This window comes from Pilimelia terevasa (assembly GCF_014647915.1).
Lineage (GTDB): Bacteria > Actinomycetota > Actinomycetes > Mycobacteriales > Micromonosporaceae > Pilimelia > Pilimelia terevasa.
This window is the reverse complement of record NZ_BMQC01000001.1, coordinates 469,543-485,094: the sequence shown is the minus strand read 5'-3', so window position 1 is coordinate 485,094 and position 15,552 is coordinate 469,543. Positions and strand designations below refer to the sequence as shown.

Annotated in this window: 14 protein-coding genes; 5 read left to right on the top strand and 9 right to left on the bottom strand. The window is 77.4% G+C overall.

The window, feature by feature from the left end; genetic code table 11:
* Positions 1 to 58: 58 nt before the first annotated feature.
* Positions 59 to 1,204, bottom strand: coding sequence for a glycosyltransferase family 4 protein (locus tag IEY75_RS02345; RefSeq protein ID WP_189112459.1), 1,146 nt, complete (start codon positions 1,202 to 1,204; stop codon positions 59 to 61).
* 236 nt (positions 1,205 to 1,440) lie between these two features.
* The gene (locus IEY75_RS21200; RefSeq protein ID WP_268244318.1) at positions 1,441 to 3,675 is read right to left on the bottom strand and encodes an N-acetylmuramoyl-L-alanine amidase; all 2,235 of its coding nucleotides are present in this window, start codon (positions 3,673 to 3,675) and stop codon (positions 1,441 to 1,443) included.
* A 107-nt stretch (positions 3,676 to 3,782) separates the two neighbouring features.
* Between IEY75_RS21200 and IEY75_RS02335 the strand changes: the two genes are divergently transcribed.
* Positions 3,783 to 4,490 (top strand): TIGR03089 family protein, encoded by a 708-nt coding sequence (locus tag IEY75_RS02335; RefSeq protein ID WP_229789275.1) that lies wholly within the window; start codon positions 3,783 to 3,785, stop codon positions 4,488 to 4,490.
* Between the two features lie 108 nt (positions 4,491 to 4,598).
* On the top strand, positions 4,599 to 5,585 hold the full coding sequence (locus tag IEY75_RS02330) for a hypothetical protein (protein ID WP_189112457.1): 987 nt from the start codon (positions 4,599 to 4,601) through the stop codon (positions 5,583 to 5,585).
* Positions 5,586 to 5,625: 40 nt separating this feature from the next.
* Here the strand turns inward: IEY75_RS02330 and IEY75_RS02325 are convergent, their stop codons facing one another.
* The 6 genes from IEY75_RS02325 to IEY75_RS02300 all read right to left on the bottom strand — a co-directional run bounded on the left by IEY75_RS02325 (position 5,626) and on the right by IEY75_RS02300 (position 10,390).
* Positions 5,626 to 6,909: a DUF1501 domain-containing protein gene (locus IEY75_RS02325; protein WP_189112456.1), complete on the bottom strand. Its 1,284-nt coding sequence runs from the start codon at positions 6,907 to 6,909 to the stop codon at positions 5,626 to 5,628.
* 1 nt (position 6,910) lies between these two features.
* On the bottom strand, positions 6,911 to 8,440 hold the full coding sequence (locus IEY75_RS02320) for a DUF1800 domain-containing protein (protein WP_268244317.1): 1,530 nt from the start codon (positions 8,438 to 8,440) through the stop codon (positions 6,911 to 6,913).
* A 126-nt stretch (positions 8,441 to 8,566) separates the two neighbouring features.
* Entirely contained in the window at positions 8,567 to 8,833 is a 267-nt protein-coding gene (locus tag IEY75_RS02315) for a DUF4235 domain-containing protein (RefSeq protein WP_189112454.1), read from the bottom strand.
* Between the two features lie 4 nt (positions 8,834 to 8,837).
* Positions 8,838 to 9,179: a DUF3618 domain-containing protein gene (locus IEY75_RS02310; RefSeq protein WP_189112453.1), complete on the bottom strand. Its 342-nt coding sequence runs from the start codon at positions 9,177 to 9,179 to the stop codon at positions 8,838 to 8,840.
* A complete protein-coding gene (locus IEY75_RS02305) occupies positions 9,179 to 9,601 on the bottom strand; it encodes a phage holin family protein (protein ID WP_189112452.1) in 423 nt (140 codons plus the stop codon). The genes IEY75_RS02310 and IEY75_RS02305 overlap by 1 nt, the downstream gene beginning before the upstream one ends.
* 204 nt (positions 9,602 to 9,805) lie before the next feature.
* Positions 9,806 to 10,390 carry a hemerythrin domain-containing protein gene (locus tag IEY75_RS02300; RefSeq protein ID WP_189112451.1) on the bottom strand — a complete coding sequence of 195 codons (585 nt, stop codon included), beginning with the start codon at positions 10,388 to 10,390 and terminating at the stop codon, positions 9,806 to 9,808.
* 173 nt (positions 10,391 to 10,563) lie between these two features.
* Between IEY75_RS02300 and IEY75_RS02295 the strand changes: the two genes are divergently transcribed.
* The 3 genes from IEY75_RS02295 to IEY75_RS02285 all read left to right on the top strand — a co-directional run bounded on the left by IEY75_RS02295 (position 10,564) and on the right by IEY75_RS02285 (position 12,903).
* On the top strand, positions 10,564 to 11,586 hold the full coding sequence (locus tag IEY75_RS02295) for a polyprenyl synthetase family protein (RefSeq protein ID WP_189112450.1): 1,023 nt from the start codon (positions 10,564 to 10,566) through the stop codon (positions 11,584 to 11,586).
* Positions 11,587 to 11,653: 67 nt separating this feature from the next.
* Entirely contained in the window at positions 11,654 to 12,175 is a 522-nt protein-coding gene (locus tag IEY75_RS02290; RefSeq protein ID WP_189112449.1) for a DUF5709 domain-containing protein, read from the top strand.
* 56 nt (positions 12,176 to 12,231) lie between these two features.
* Entirely contained in the window at positions 12,232 to 12,903 is a 672-nt protein-coding gene (locus tag IEY75_RS02285; protein WP_189112448.1) for a superoxide dismutase family protein, read from the top strand.
* Positions 12,904 to 12,979: 76 nt separating this feature from the next.
* On the opposite strand, the gene IEY75_RS02280 is transcribed toward IEY75_RS02285, so the two are convergent.
* Positions 12,980 to 15,541 carry an ATP-binding cassette domain-containing protein gene (locus IEY75_RS02280; protein ID WP_189112447.1) on the bottom strand — a complete coding sequence of 854 codons (2,562 nt, stop codon included), beginning with the start codon at positions 15,539 to 15,541 and terminating at the stop codon, positions 12,980 to 12,982.
* Between the last annotated feature and the right edge of the window lie 11 nt (positions 15,542 to 15,552).

Here is a 15,552-nt window from a genome sequence, read left to right as displayed (position 1 = left end):
CGTCGTCACTTGCTTTCACACCTGTACGGCCCTGGTCAAGTGCAATCACCCAGCGTGACTATCCGATTGCGCGCCGCCACGAGGCCAGGTGAACGTCCGCACTGGACGCCCAGGTGAATTCCGCCGCCCGCGACAGGCCCGCGGCGGCCAGCCGCTCGCGCCGCGGCGCGTCGTCCAGCAGCGCCGCCAGGTCCGCCGCGATCTGCGCCGGCTCCTCGCCCGTGTAGGCCACCGCCTCGCCCCCGACCTCCGGCAGCGACAGCCGCGGCGTGGTCAGCACCGGCGCCCGGCAGGCCATCGCCTCCAGCACCGGCAGCCCGAAGCCCTCGCCGTGCGACGGGTACGCCGCCACCAGCGCGCCGCCCAGGAAACCCGGCAGGTCGGCGTACCGCAGGTAGCCCGGCCGCAGCACCCGCAGGTGGTCCGGGACGTCCGCGACGGCCAGGTCGATCTCGTCGTCGTGGCCACTGCCACCCGCCACGACCAGCGCCGGCGGGTCGATCCGGCCGGTGACCGCGCGGGCCCAGCCGCGGATCAGGTTCGGCACGTTCTTGCGGGGCTCCTTGGCGCCGAGGAACGCCACGTACCCCTGGTCGCCGAGGCCCAGGCGCGCGCGCACCCGCGCCTTCTCGGCGTCCGAGGGCGGGTGGAACGCCGCCCGGTCCACCCCGTGGTACGCCACGTCGATGCGCGTCGGGTCGGCGTCGAGCAGCCGGATCAGCTCGTCCCGGGTCGCCTTGCTCGGGACGATCACCCGCGCGGCCCGGCGCAGCGAGGTCTTCGTCGCACTGCGGAAGAACGCCCGCCGCGACTTGTCGTAGTGCTCGGGCTCCGTGAAAAAAGTCGCATCGTGGACGGTGACCGTGACCGGACAGCCCACCCGCAGCGGGCACGTGTAGAACGGCGAGTGCAGGAGCTGCGCCCCGACCTGCTGGGCCAGCAGCGGCAGCCCGGTCTGCTCCCAGGCCAGGCGCGCCGGCCGGTGCGCGGCCGCCGCGGGCGCGCCGATCACCCGCGCGTCCGGCACCACCCGGCTGTACCGCTCCACATCGGTGCGCTGGGCCACCACCGTCAGCGCCAGCGCGGCCGGTCCCGCCGCGCCGAGGGCGCCGAGCAGCCCGTCGACGTACCTGCCGACGCCACCACGGTCGGCCGGGACGCTGGTGGCGTCGACGAGTACGCGGGGCGATGGGCCAGAGGTCACGAGGCTGCTCCTGCGAGGCGGGTTCTTCAGGTGCGTCACTGCTGCCGGGCACGGGTGCGCCGCGACGCGCGGGCGGCGCCTCCATGGTGGCTGCCCCGGATGTGGGCGCCGGCCCGGACGCACCGGTCACGCGTGCGAAACGTCACACCGCTCTCCCAGGTTACGCCCCCGCGCGTCGGCGGTCGCGACCCCGATGCGGCGGAGGCGGCGGTGTCGGGCCAAGGTTCGCCGGCCGTTCAGGTCAGCGGCAGGGGGATGTCCCCCGTGGTGCCCCACCGGTACTGGTACCGGCCCTGGTAGAGGAACCGCGCGACGGAGCCGTGCACCCCCCAGGTCAGCGGGTCGGCGATCAGGTCACCGTTGTACTGCCCCCACAGCGGCGTGTCGCCGGCCGGCACGCTGACGACGCGGGTCGGCGAGAGGCGCATCTTCACCAGATCGGTGGACGCGGTCCAGACCCCGAAGTCGACCCGGCCGTTGCTGTCGTAGTCCGCCGGCACCGCGCGGTCGCCGACCGAACCGAAGCCGACGCCGGCGCGCCGGGCCACGTACCAGGTCCGGCTCGCGGACCGGAACACGGCCAGGTCGTCGCGCCCGTCGCCGGTGTAGTCGGCCGGCACCGGCCGGTCGCCCGGCGCGCCGCCCCAGCGCACCGGCGCGGCCCCGGGCCGGCGCCACAGCCCGGTCGAGGGCGCGAACGTCATGGGCTCGGCCACGCCGTCGCCGTTGACGTCCGCAGGCGCCGGCAACTGGCCGACGCCGCCCAGCAGCACCCGGCGCAGGGTGCGGGTGTGGCTCTGCCAGATCAGCCAGGTGCGGTTCGCGGGGTGGTACACCGCCAGGTCGGTGGTGCCGTCGCCGTCGTAGTCGGCGGGCACCGGCGTGTAGCCGACGGCGCCGGTAACCAGGGCGCCGGTGATGCCGCGGACCGACCAGGCGCCCGTCGAGGGCCGGAAGACGCTGTACCGCACGCGCGGGCGGGCCGGCGCCACCCAGCCGCCCATGATGGAGGCGGTCCGGGTGCGGATCGCGGGCAGCGCCGCCACCCCCCGGGCGCCCGGGCAGCTCGTGTGGTTGGTCTGCCGGTGGGGGAAGATCCGCGGCACCGTGACCGCCGTCCCGGGCCGCCAGCGCGCGGAGTACCCGCCGCCGACGAGCCGGACCCGGCCGCGCGGGTCGAAGTTCGGGCCGAGGGTGAACTTCCAGGCCAGGTACCGGGAGATCGACTCGATCATGGTGCGGGAGACGCCGACGGCGCCGAAGTCGCCGATCATCGAGACCCCGGCGACGTACGAGTTGAAGCCGCCGGTGTGGCCCCCGATGACCGACGAGGCCAGCCCGCCGGCCCGGCCCTCCCAGAGCCGCCCGTACCGGTCGACCAGCACGTTGTACCCGATGTCGCCCCAGCCGCGGCTGACCGCGTGGAAGTGGTAGATCGCCCGCAGGATCGCCGGGACCTGGCCGCGGCTGTACCGGTTCGTGGTGGCGGTGTGGTGGAGCGCGGCGGCCTTGACCTGGGGGAGTTGCAGCTCGGGCGGCCAGGTCATCCGGCGGGGGTCGGCGCCCCAGCTCGCGCGGCGGTGGATCCGGGGCATCGGGACCCGCGGGCTCAGGTAGGGCGCGACCGCACCCCGGGCGAGGGCCAGCTCCCCGGCGTCGGAGGCGACCCGCCCGGAGCCGACACCCGGCGTCGCTGCGGCCGCGCCGCCCACCGCGCCGGTCGCGGCCGGGTCGGTGGCGGTCTGGCCGTGGGTGGCCCGGCCGTTGGTGGGCAGAGCGGCGGCGGGGCGGGCGGCGGCGTCGTCCGCGGCTGCCTGGCGGCCGGGGTCGATCAGGTCGACGGCCAGGTCGCGCGGCGTGACGGCGCCCACGGCCGTGACGGCCAGCTCCACCCCCGTCGACGGCCCGTACCACTGCATCTCCGACGCCTCGGGCAGCGGCCGGCCCGCGACCGGCCGGCGGCCGGGCTCGCCGGGGTCGACCGTCGACCAGGCGGTCCAGCGTCCCTGCTGGCGCACCCGGACCGCCACCGACACCGCGGCGGGCCGGGCGGCGCGCCAGGTGAGGCCGAGCGCGGAGAACTCCGGGGTGCGCACGCGGCGCAGCACGAGCGTGCGGCGAACGGCCCCGGCGGGCTGGTCCGCCGTCGCCTCGCGGCTCAGCCCGGCGCCCGCCGGCAGGTCGCGGGAGCGGCGTACGCCGGCCGCGGGCCGGTCCGGGTCGCCGAGTGCGATCCGGGTCGTCCGGGCCGCGCGGTCCGGCGCGGTCACGCCGTCGGCGGTCACGGCGTCCGTGGTCGCGGCGTCCGCGGTCGCGGCGGCGGTCGCGTCTCCAGAGGTCGCGGCTCCAGCAGTCGCGCCGTCGGCGGGGGCGGTGGGCGGCGCCAGGCGGAGCCGGTACGGCAGGGGCGAGGGGGCGCCGGGTGCGGCGGCCGCGAGGACCGCCACCGCCCCGAGCAGCGCGGTCGGCACCGCGGTCCACGGGGGGCGCGGTCGGTAAGGTCGCCTGGTCCGCATCTGGCGTCGGCCTCCCCCAGCCTTCGACGGCGGTGACCAGCCCACCCTACGGAAGACGTGTCGTGAAAAGTCCTGAAACAGCAGACGGCCTGTTCGCCGCGGCGATCGCCGCCGACGCGACGCTGCCGGTCCTGACCTGGTACGACGACGCCACCGGCGAGCGCGTCGAACTCTCCGGCGCCACCCTGGACAACTGGCGCGCGAAGGCGGCCAACCTGCTCGTCGACGAGTGCGGCCTGGGACCCGGCGACCGCGCGCAGGTCCTGCTGCCGCCGCACTGGCAGACCGCCGTCGTCCTGCTCGGCTGCTGGTCGGCGGGGCTGGCGGTGACCGTCGACGGTCCGGCCGACGTGGTGTTCGGGACGGTCGACGCCGCCGGGGAGCTGGATCCGGGGGCGGCCGACCGGTACGTGCTCGGGCTGGCGCCGCTGGGGATGCCCATGCGGCAGGCGCCGCCGCCGGGCTGCACCGACTTCGTCGCCGCCGTCCGCGGCCAGGGCGACCGGTTCGCGCCCGCTGCGGCCACCGCGCCGACCGACCCCGCCTGGCCCGGGCTGGACCACGCCGCGCTCTGCGCCGCCGCCCGCGCCCGCGCGGCCGCGCTCGGCCTGACCGCCGGCTCCCGGGTACTGGTCGAAACCGCCCGCCACCGGGATCCGCGGGACTGGCTGCTCGCCCCGCTGGCGGTCGGCGCGCGCACCGTGCTGTGCACCGCGCCGCCGCCCGCCGGCCGGGCGGAGGCCGAGAAAATCACCCACCACCTGCGCTGATCCGCCGCCGCGGCGAACGCGGCGCCGAGCTGGACGCGCACGGGTGTGAATATGCCGGACGGCCTCGCGGATGCCGGTGGCCGCCTTCCGACGGTACGGTTTCGCCTCATGCGACATCTCAAGAGTCCCCTGATCGGCCTCGGGGCGGCCGCCGGGATCTGGTTGTGCGTGGCCCTCGGGCAGCGCTGGTCCGTGGGCATCGTCGTGGACTGGCAGCGCAGTGCCGCGTTCCACACCGCGTCGCTGCTGCCCGCGACGCTGCTGCTGCTGGCGGCGGTCCTGGGCGCCGCCCTGCTCGCCCTGCCGCGGGTGTCGCCCGTGGTCTCGCTGACGGCCGGCCTCGTGCTGCTGCCGCCCCAGGTCATGCTGTTCGTGTCGCCGCTGGCGCTGCAGCGGACGCTCGGCGGGGTCAGCGTCGGCGGCCATGCGCTGCCGCTGGAGATGCCGGTGAACAACGGGACCCTGCTGCTGCTGTCCGCGGGGCTGCTGTGCGCCTCGGCGGCGCCGGCGCGCTGGCGCCGCGCGGCCGGGGTCGCACCGCGGGCCGACGCGGCGGAGGACCGCCGGGCCACGCCCGGCGTGGACGCCGCGGACACCCCGCCGCCCGTGCCCCTGCGCCGCCCGACCGGCGCCAACGCGTACGACAGGCTGGGGAGCACCGGCGACGCGGACCGGCCCGACGGCGACCGGCCCGACACCGAGCGGCCGGCCGGCGGCCGGTCCACCCGCGGGGCGGTCGCGCGCGTCGCCGCGGCGCGCACCGCCGTCTTCCGCCGGGAGCCCGGGCCGCGCGACGCGGGCGGGCCGCGCCGCGACCACATGCGGGCCGCGCCCCACCCGGCCCCGGCCGGACCCGCCCCCGCGGACTCCGCGGGGGACGCCGCACCGGTCGCGGTCGGCGGGACCGAGCGGGCGGGCCTGCGGTCGCGGCGGGCCGGCGGCCACCGGGAGGCGTCCGCGCGCGCCCGGGACGGGGCCGAGCCGGCGCCCCGCAGCCCGGTCCGCACGGCGTACCGGCCGGACCCGTTCCACACCTCGGCGCAGCGCGACGCGGACGGTCCGCTACGTCGGCGCCGGCCGCGCGACGACTCCTGAACCCCCCCACCGGCACGGACCGCCCTCGGCGCGGCGCGCCTCAGCGTGCGGTGAAGGCGTCCAGCGGCGCGGGGGCCAGCGACGGGAACACCGCCGCCGGGCTGGCCATCCCGCACCGGCGGGCCAGGACCTCCGCGATCACCGCGCGGTAGTCGGTCGTCGCGGCGAGGTCGCCGGCCACCAGTTTCGCCGGGGCCAGCCCGGGCCAGCGGCCGTACACCCGCCCGCCGCGCACCCCGCCGCCGAGCAGGAGCATGGCGTTGCCGTGGCCGTGGTCCGCGCCGCGCGAACCGTTCTCGGCGACCCGCCGCCCGAACTCCGACAGCGTGATCAGCGTGACGTTGCCCAGGCCCTCGGGCCCCAGGTCGGCGGCGAAGGCCGCGAGCGCCTTGGCGAGCGTACTGAGCTGGTCGTACATCGACTGTCCCGCGACCGGCGTGCCCAGGCCCTCGTGCATGTCCCAGTCGCCGAAGTCGACGCTGGCCACCATCAGGCCGACCTGCGCCTTGACGAGCCGGGCCACGTCGCGCAGCGCGGCGCCCAGCTTGCCGGCGGGGTACACCGCGCCGTTGGCGGGCGTGTACCCGGCGGCCTTCAGCGCCGCGGCCGTGCCGAGGGCGTCCACCGCCGCGGTCGCCGGGGCGGCCAGGACCGACGGCGCGCCGTCGTACAGCGCGCGGACCGTCGCGGCCATCGGCCGCCGCGCCCCCTCCCCGGCGAGCTGGAACCCGTCGATGCTGCGCAGGCTCAGGTCCACGGCCGGCCCGCGCATGGACCGCGGCGCCAGCGAGTCCCCGACGGCGACGCCCTGGAACGGGCTGGTCGCGCCGGCCGCGCCGAGCATCCGGTCGATCCACCCGGTGCGGACCGACGTGCCGGCGGCGGCGCGCTCCAGCTCCTCCATCGCGGCGAAGTGCGACCGGCTGGGGTTGGGCTGCCCGACGGCGTGCACGGCGCCGAGCTGCCCGCCGCGCCACAGCGGCAGGACCGGGGCCAGCGCCGGGTGCAGGCCGAACATGGCGTCGCCGCCGACCAGCCGGGCCTTGGGCACGCCGATGCCGGGGCGCGCCTGGTAGTACGCCGGGTCGCCGTGCGGCACCACCGCGGACAGCCCGTCGAACCCGCCGCGCAGCGACAGGACGACGAGGGTGTCGCCGGTGTACGGGGCCGCGGCGAACGCCAGCGAGCTGGCCAGCCCGTCGGCGGCGAGCCCGCCGAGGGTGCCGGCCGCGCCGACGGCGGCGGCCCGGCCGAGCAGCCCGCGCCGGGTCAGGCCGGCGACGCGGGTGTTCTCGGGGCAGCCGCAGGTGGGGGTGGGGTTCATGTCAGCGCTCCGCGAAGTAGGGCGAGTCGAGGATCAGGGCGACCAGGTACGGCAGGGCGCCGTTGGCCGCGCCGTCGGTGGTCCGCAGCGTGCTGGCCGGCTGCTTGCCGAAGAAGCCGGCCAGGGCCGCCCGGTGGCTGTCGGCGAAGCGCACGCCGACCAGCCGGTCGGTGAGGGTGTCGACGAGTTCGCCGTAGGTGGCCGGGACGGTCGGCAGGAGCGCGGCCGTCAGCGAGGCCGCCGGCCGGACCAGCTCCTCGGGCCACCAGCCGGCGGCGAGGTTGAGGTGGTTGTTCCAGCGGCCGAGCAGGCCGGCGGGGGCGGCCCAGGCCGCCGCGGTGTCGGGGTACCCGTCGGGCTGCCCCCACGCCAGCGGCGCCTGCCCGACCGACTCCGCCATCCAGTACAGCGCCCGGACCCCCTCGACCCCGGCCGCGTCCAGGCCGAGGCCGAGGGTGCGCACGGTGGCGATCATGTCCTCGTACGGACCGCGCACCTTCGCGCCGGCCGACGCGGCGAACTCCGCCGACGTGAACAGCGCCCGCAGCACCGGGGCGATGGCGGTGTCCCGGGCGAGGTACAGGGCCGCGAGCCGGTCGACGAGCGCGGGCGGCGGCGTGTCGGAGACGAACCGCACGCACAGCTTCTCGGCGATCCGGCGCGCCGTGGCCGGGTGCCGGGCGAGGTAGTCGAGCAGGCCGAGGGCGGCGGCCCGGCCCCCGGCAGCCGTCGCGTTCGCGTGCCGGTAGCCGAGGATCTTCACGGCGCCGGTCGCGTGGGTGGCCGCGTCGTACTGGAACGCGCCGGTCTTCCAGTCGACCGTCAGGCCGGTGAGCAGCCGGGCCGCCTGGACGACGTCGGCCTCGGTGTGGATGGTGCCGACGGTGTGCAGTTCGAGCAGCTCGCGCGCGTAGTTCTCGTTGGGCTTGTACTTCGTCGAGTGGCGGTTGTCCAGGTAGGACAGCATCGCCGGGTGGGTCGCGCTGGCCTTGAGCAGGTCGGCGTACCGGCCGAGGGCGTACCGGCGGATGACGGCGCGGTCGTAGTCGGGCCGGTTGTCCCAGCCCTCGTCGAAGGGGTTGGTGACGCACAGGTGGTTGGACCAGAACTCGACCACGGCTTCGAGGAGCTGCCGGTTGCTCCAGGCGGCGCGGCCGACCGTGGCGACGCCGAGCTGGTACATCGCCTCCCAGCCGTACCGCTTCAGCGTGCCGGCGGTGACCGCGGCCCGGACCCCCGCGACGCTCGCCTGGGCCAGCGGCAGCCGGGCGAGGAGCGCGTCGGCGACGGGGTCGGCGATCGCCGACGGGTTGAGCTGGCGGTCGAGCCAGCCGCCGACGCCCAGGGTCGCGGCCTCGGCGAGGCTGGCGGGCGTGGGGCCGTAGGTGGCCCGGCGCAGCAGGTGGTGCAGCGGGCTGACGGTCGCGGCGGCGACGGCCGGCGCGGGGGCGGCGAGCACGGCGGGCACCGCGGCGACGGTCGCGGCGGCGGCAGCGCCGCGGAGCAGGTGACGGCGGGAGGTGAGAGGCACGGGCCCCACCATCGCCGCGAGTGTGCGATTGCTTACGTTGCGAGGTGGTGCGCAACCGGAATGCAACCGGAAACGGTGCTGCGGCGGCCCCGGGGCCGCCGCAGCACCGGTCGAGTCAGGTGTGGGTCAGTCCGGCCACTCGCCGGTCAGGCGTCGCACGCTCACCGCGCCGCCGCGGTCGACCGCGGCCTTGACCACGGCGAACACGGCGCCCTGGAGGGCGGCCGCGGCGAGGACCGGCCCCCAGCCGTACCGCTCGTCGCGGGCGTCCGGGGGGTCCGGCATCCCGGCGACGGCCTGCCAGATCCGCTTCACGATCGCGCCGGCCACCACGCCGGCACCGACGCCCGCCAGTACCCCCACCGGCTTGTACGCCAACCGCTGCCACGACATGCGCTCATCCTCTCCGCGTCAGCAGGGCGCCGACGGCGGCCAGCGCCGCGGCCCCCGCGGGAATCAACCACCAGTACCGCCGGCTCGCCGGGCGCGCGGGCGCCCGCCCGACCGGCACCGCGCGCTCGTCCGGCAGCGGGGTGTGCAGCGGGTCGCGCAGCGGGTGCGCCATCCGGTCCAGCGCGCCGGTCACCTTCGCCCGGCGGACCGTCACGGCGTGGCCGAGGCGCGCCTTCAGGTCGGCCTTGGCGGCCAGGGCCTGGACGGTCTCACCCAGCTCGGCCCGCGTCTGCGTGATCTCCGCGCGCAGGGCCGCCGCCGTGGGCGGGGTCACCGTGCGGTCCATCAGGCCCCCCGGATGGCGTGGGTCACCGTGTCCAGGTCGGCGCGCACGCCGGCCATCACGTCGGTCGGCACCGGCGGGCCGGCCTTGCGCAACTGCGCCCAGCCGACCAGCACCGCACCCCCGGCCAGGAGGAGGAGGACCACGGCGACGGTCAGGGCGGACAGCCACGCGGGCATCCCCGCGGCGACCAGGCCGCAGATGGCGGCGGTCACGAGGGCACCCACGGCGAACACGCTGAGCAGGCCGGCGCCACCGAGCAGCCCGGCGCCGCGGCCGAGCCGGCGCCCCTTCTCGGCGATCTCTATCCTGGCCAGGGCCAGCTCGTCCCGGATCAGCGTGGAGAGCTGTTCGGTGGCCCGGTGGATCAGGTGGGCCGTCGAGTCCGGGTCCACCCGGCGGTCGGTGTCGGCGTACTGCGCCATGGGTGCGCTCCTTCCACTCCGCGCCAAACATTCCCCTCCGACGCCGCGCCAAACGGCCAGGCCGCCCCGAACGCCCCAGACCGCCGGATCCCCGGTCGAGGTCGCCGGCCCGGTGACCGCCGGCGGGACCGTCGCGGTACCGCTTGATTCGTTGGCCTTCGACGAGGTGCGATCTCAGCGCCGCACCGGGGTCGGTCGGCGGGTTCAGATGTCGCGGGTGGGGCGGTGCTGGATCGCGTCGCGCAGTCGGTCGACCATGCCGACCCCCGGAGCGACCAGCATGTTCCACGGCGGCGTGTCCGGGGCCGCCGGGTGCGCGCGGGTCGGCGCCGAGGTCATCGCCATCTCGGCCATCCCCGCCAGCCGCTGGAGCGTCGGCGCGTCGCAGGCGGCCCGCAGGGCGGGGAACACCAGCGCCTCGTCGTCGCGGATGTGCCCGCGGGTGAGGCCGATCAGCTCCCGGCACAGCGGCTGGTACCGCGGGTCGTCGGGCGCCAGCGCCTCCAGCGTCTTCATGAGCTGCTCGGCCTCGGCGAGGTCCGCCAGCCCCCGGTCGGCGACGGCGTCGCCGTCGGTGAGCAGGTCGCGGGCGGCCGGGTACAGGTACTCCTCCTCGGCGACCGCGTGCCGGACGAGCGCGGCGGTCGTCACGTCCACCAACGCCCGCCGCTCGGCGGCGTCCAGGCTCGGCGACTCCAGGCGGCGGAACAGGCTCTCCGCCTCCTGGTGGTCGGTCAGCAGGACGTCCACCAGGTCCTTGTCCGCCGGCCGGCGGTGCTGCGTGGTCATCGGAGGCTCCCTTCGTCGCGGGTGCCGTTGGCTACCCCGGCGTACCCGCACCTATGCCTGCGCACTGGCGCGAATCGGGCGCGGCGCGGCGGTACGTCCCGTAGCGTCTGATTCATGGTTGCCGCCGTACCCGCGGGTCGCCGTACCCGCCCGACCCGCCCGGCCGTGGCGCCGTGACGCAGACCGCGACCCGGACCGCCGCCGCCGACGTCCTGCGCGCGCAGCGCGCCCTCGTCACGCCGCACCTGCGCGCCGCCGTCGACACCCTGCCGGCCCCGATCCGGCACATCGCCGGCTACCACTTCGGCTGGTGGGACGCCGCGGGCGCGGGCGGCGACGACCCCGGCGGCAAGGCGCTGCGGCCGACGCTGACCCTGCTCGCGGCCCGGGCGGCCGGCGGCGGGACGGACGCGGCGCTGCCGCCCGCCGTGGCCGTCGAGCTCCTGCACAACTTCTCCCTGCTGCACGACGACGTGATGGACCGGGACCGGACCCGCCGGCACCGCGCGACGGCGTGGAGCGTGTTCGGCACCTCCGCGGCGATCCTGGCCGGCGACGCCCTGCTGGCGCTGGCCTACGACACGCTCGGCGCCGTCCCGCGCGCGGGCGGGACCGCCATGCTCGGCGACGCCGTCCGGGGCCTGCTCGCCGGGCAGCACGCCGACCTGGCCTTCGAGACCCGGGCCGACGTGAGCCTGGCCGAGTGCGTGGCGATGGCCGAGGCCAAGACCGGGGCGCTGCTCGGCCACGCCTGCGGGCTGGGCGCCTGGTCCGCAGGGGCCGGGCCGGCCCTGGTGGCGGCGTGTGCCGGGTACGGCCGACGGCTCGGCCTGGCCTTCCAGCTCACCGACGACCTGCTGGGCATCTGGGGCGACCCCGCCCGGACCGGCAAGGCGGTGTACGCCGACCTCCAGGCCCGCAAGCGCTCGCTGCCCGTGGTCGCCGCGCTGCACTCGGGCACCGCGGCGGGGGCGGCGCTGGCGGCGCGGTACGCCCGGACCGGGCCCCTGACCGACGCGGAGCTGGCCGCGACCGCGGCGCTGGTGGCGGAGGCCGGCGGGCGGGACTGGGCGCGGACCCGCGCCGACGAGCTGCTCACCGAGTGTGACCGGATTCTGGACGGGCTGAACGGCGACCCGGCGGCCACCGCCGCCCTGCGCCTGCTGACCGCCTTCACCGCCCGCCGCGACCACTGACGCCGCCGCCCGGCGGGGGTGCCGGCCGGCGGCGGTTCAAGGCCGGGCCGCGGGGTAAGTCACTGACATGCGTACCGACGACTTTCCGCATCTGGTCAGCGAGCCCGCCGCGGACGGGCTACCGGACACCGCCGACCACGACTCCATCGCCGACGACGAGCGGCACTCCGCCCGCGAGGCCGACGGCCGGGACCCGGCCGCACTGCCCGGCGACCGGCCGCTCGGCCTCGACGCGCACGGCACCACCGCCGCCGAGGAGCGCCACCCGGCGCCGCTGGACGAGCGGCTCACCTGGGAGAACCCGGAGGTGCGGCTGACCGACCCGACCCGGCAGTGGTCGGACGAGGAGCGGCCCGACACCGACGTGCTCGACCCGCCCCCGCAGTACGACCCGCACGACCCGGTGTCCATGTACGACCGGCCGCTCGACGACCGGGACGCACCGCCCGTGGGCCGGCTCGTCGCCCCCGACGGCGGCAGTGGGCTGGACCGGGAGGCGGAGGCGCTGGCCGTCGATGCCGGGGCCGCCGGAGGCGCGGCGACCGCCGAGGAGGCGGCCATGCACATCGTCCCGGAGGAGGGTCGGTGAGCCACCTGTCCCGTTCGCGCGTTGTACTCTACAATGGCCCGAAACTAGGAGGACCAATGCGCCGCACCGCCGCGCTGTCCCTGCTGCTTCTGCCGGCTCTCGCCGGCTGCACGTCCGACAAGCCGGCGGAGGAGGCTCCCAGCGAGCCGACCCCCTCGGCGAGCGTCGCGCCCATCAGCGTCTCCGGCACGCTCGCGGCGTACGCGCCGGGTGTCACCGCGATCACCTACGACCCGGCGCTCGCGCCGGTCGGGGCGACCATGAAGATCGACATGGCACCCGCCGGGGCCGGCCTGTCGGTCTCCCTCACGGCCGGCGGGCTGAAGCCGACCCGCGCGTACGGCGCGCACGTGCACGCCATGCCCTGCGGCGCGAAGGCCACCGACTCCGGCCCGCACCTGCAGCACACGCCCGACCCGGCCGCGTCCGCCTCGCCCCCCTCGGTCGACCCCAACTACGCCAACCCCGGCAACGAGGTGTGGCTGGACCTGACCACCGACGCCACCGGCACCGGCACCGGCGCGTCGACGACGCCGTGGCGGTTCACCGACGCCCCGCGCTCGGTGGTCCTGCACGCCGAGGCCACCAAGACCGAGCCGGGCAAGGCCGGCACGGCCGGTGCCCGGATCGCCTGCCTGAGCCTGCCGGCCGACGGCGCGGCCTCGGCGACGCCGCTGACGCCGCCGCCCACCGCCACGGCGACGGCCACGGCCACCGCGACCCCCTGAGTCCGCCCGCGACCGCGGTCCCGCGCCGGCCACGCCGCCGCCGGGGGCCGCGGTCGCCCGGACCGGCCCGCGCGGGTCAGGTGAGCTGCCGGCGGGCGAGCCGGGCGAACATCCCGTCGGCGGCCATCAGCGACCCGTAGTCGCCGTGCTCGGCCACCGCGCCGCGGTCCAGCACGTAGATGCGGTGCGCGTCGCGGATCGTGGACAGCCGGTGCGCGATCACCACCCGCGTCGCGTCGAGCCGCTCCAGGCTCTGCGTCACGGTCCGCTGCGTCACGTTGTCCAGCGCGCTGGTCGCCTCGTCGAAGATGAGGACCCGCGGCCGGCGGATCAGCGCCCGGGCGATCATCAGCCGCTGCCGCTGCCCGCCGGAGAACGTGGACGCCCCCTCGCTGACCACGGTGCGGATGCCCATCGGCATCGCCCGCACGTCGTCGGCCAGGCCGGCCATCTCCAGTGCCGCCCACGCGTCGTCCTGGGTCAGGTTCCCGGTGCCGGTCAGGCAGGTCAGGATGCTGCCGGTCGGCACCTGCGCGTTCTGCATCACCACGCCGACCTGCCGCCGGACCGCCTCCGGGTCCAGGGTGTCCAGCGGCTTGCCGTCGTACAGGACCGCGCCCGCGGTCGGCCGGTCGAAGCCCAGCAGCAGCCGGATCAGCGTCGACTTGCCGGCCCCGGACGGCCCGACGACGGCGACGAACTCCCCCGGCGCCGCCGCCAGGTCGACGCGGTGCAGGGTGCGCGGGCCGTCCTCGGTGTAGGCGAACGAGACCTTGCTGACCTCGACCCGGCCGCTGAGCACGCCGGGGTCCGCCGACTCGACGGCCGCCCGCGGCGCGGTGGCGAAGACCGGCCGGGCGGCGTCGTACAGCGGCGCGGCGTCCGCGAGCTGGCCCAGCGCGGGGGTGATCAGCGTCAGCGCCGTGGTGATCTGCCCCAGGGCCGCGATGAGGCCCACGAACGTCGCCACGTCCAGCATCGCCCCGTGCGCCCAGGTGGCCGCCGCGAGCACCGTCAGCGTCCCCGCCGCCGGGGCGACGCCGGTGACGACGGTGAGCTGGCGCAGCGCGCCGTTGGCGCGGACGGCGGCGGCCTGCTCGCGGGCGTACATGGCGCCCCAGCGCGCGTACATGCGCTGCTCGGCGTTGCCGACCCGGACCTTGACGATGCCGGTGAGCACCGCGGTGACGAAGCCGCTGATCGCGTTGCGGGCGGTCACCTCGCCCCGGCGCGCCCGGACCAGCCGGCGGAGCTGCCAGTACGCGAAGGCGCCGTACGCGGCCAGCCCCACCGCGACGGCCAGCGCGATCGGCGGGTCCAGCACGCAGGTGATGACCAGGCCGGTGAGGCCCAGCAGCAGGCCGATGCCGCCGGTCAGCACGCTGCCGGTCACCAGGTCGCGGATGCCGTCCACGGCCAGCACCCGCCGCGCCAGCTCGCCGGGGTTGTAGGCGCGGAAGAACGGGGGCTCCAGGCGCACCACCCGCGCCCACAGCGCGGCCGTCGTCCGTACGTTGAGCTGCATGACCAGGCGTTGCAGCAGGAGACCCTGGACGATCGTGGCGCCCGCGAAGGCGAGCACCAGGCCGGCGACGAGGACCGCGACGGCCCCCACGTTGCGGGCCTCGGCCCGCGGTACGGCGTCGCCGAGGATCCGCGCGGTGGCCAGGGGCACGCTGGCGCCCAGCACCATCACGGCGACGGCGCTGGCGCCGATCCGGGTGAGGTCGCGGCGCGCGCTCGGCGGCAGGCCCACCCGCAGCAGGTCCCGGGGCCCGACCGGCCGCTCGGGCAGGGCCGGGTACACGCACCAGGCCCGGACGAAGCCGTCCGGGCCGGCGGCCGCCAGCCCGTCGGGGACCGGGTGCCAGCCGGTGCCGGCGCTCCACATCTGCCACCGCCCGCGGCGCCGGACGACCGCGTACGTCTGGCCCTCGGCGTCCGCCGCCACCAGCGGCAGGCCGTCGTCGACCCACCACTGCCCGGACAGGTCGACCTCGCGCAGCGGGATCCGCAGCCGGCCGGCGAGCTGCGGCAGCTCCAGGTCGGACAGGGTGCGCGCGGTGTCGACGGCGCGGGCCGGCAGCCGCAGCCCGGCGGCCCGCGCGGCGACCAGCAGCGCCCGCAGCCGCGGCGGGGCGTCCAGGTAGGCGGCGCCGCGGAGGCCGACCCGGCGGCGCAGCACGCCGCCGAGCGCGTCGTCGGCCTCGTCGTGGCGGCGGGCGTCGGCGGCCACCCGCCGGGCGATGCCGGCGCCGTTGTCGTCGCGGCGGCGCGCCCGGCCCAGCGCGGCCGACAGGGCGGCCCGGCGCAGGTCGGCGTCGGCCCCCTCCAGGCCGTCGGCGGCGCCGGGAGTCCGGCGGACCGTGGCCGGCCCGTTGCCGAGCAGCGCGATCCGCTCCCCGGGCTCCGGCGGGCCGGCCCAGGCGGTACCGGGCAGCGCCTCGCCGACCTCCAGCGTCCCCAGGTGCCGCGGGGCCACCGGCGGCGCGGCGTCGCTGAGCAGGAACACCTCCACCACGCCGGAGGTCACGGCGACCAGGTCGGCCGGGTCGGGGTACAGCCGGCGGTGCGCGTCCAGCTCGTGCGCGCTGCCCTCGGCCGTCGCCGCGCCGGGGACCGGGCTCCCGGGGCTCACGCCGACCCCGC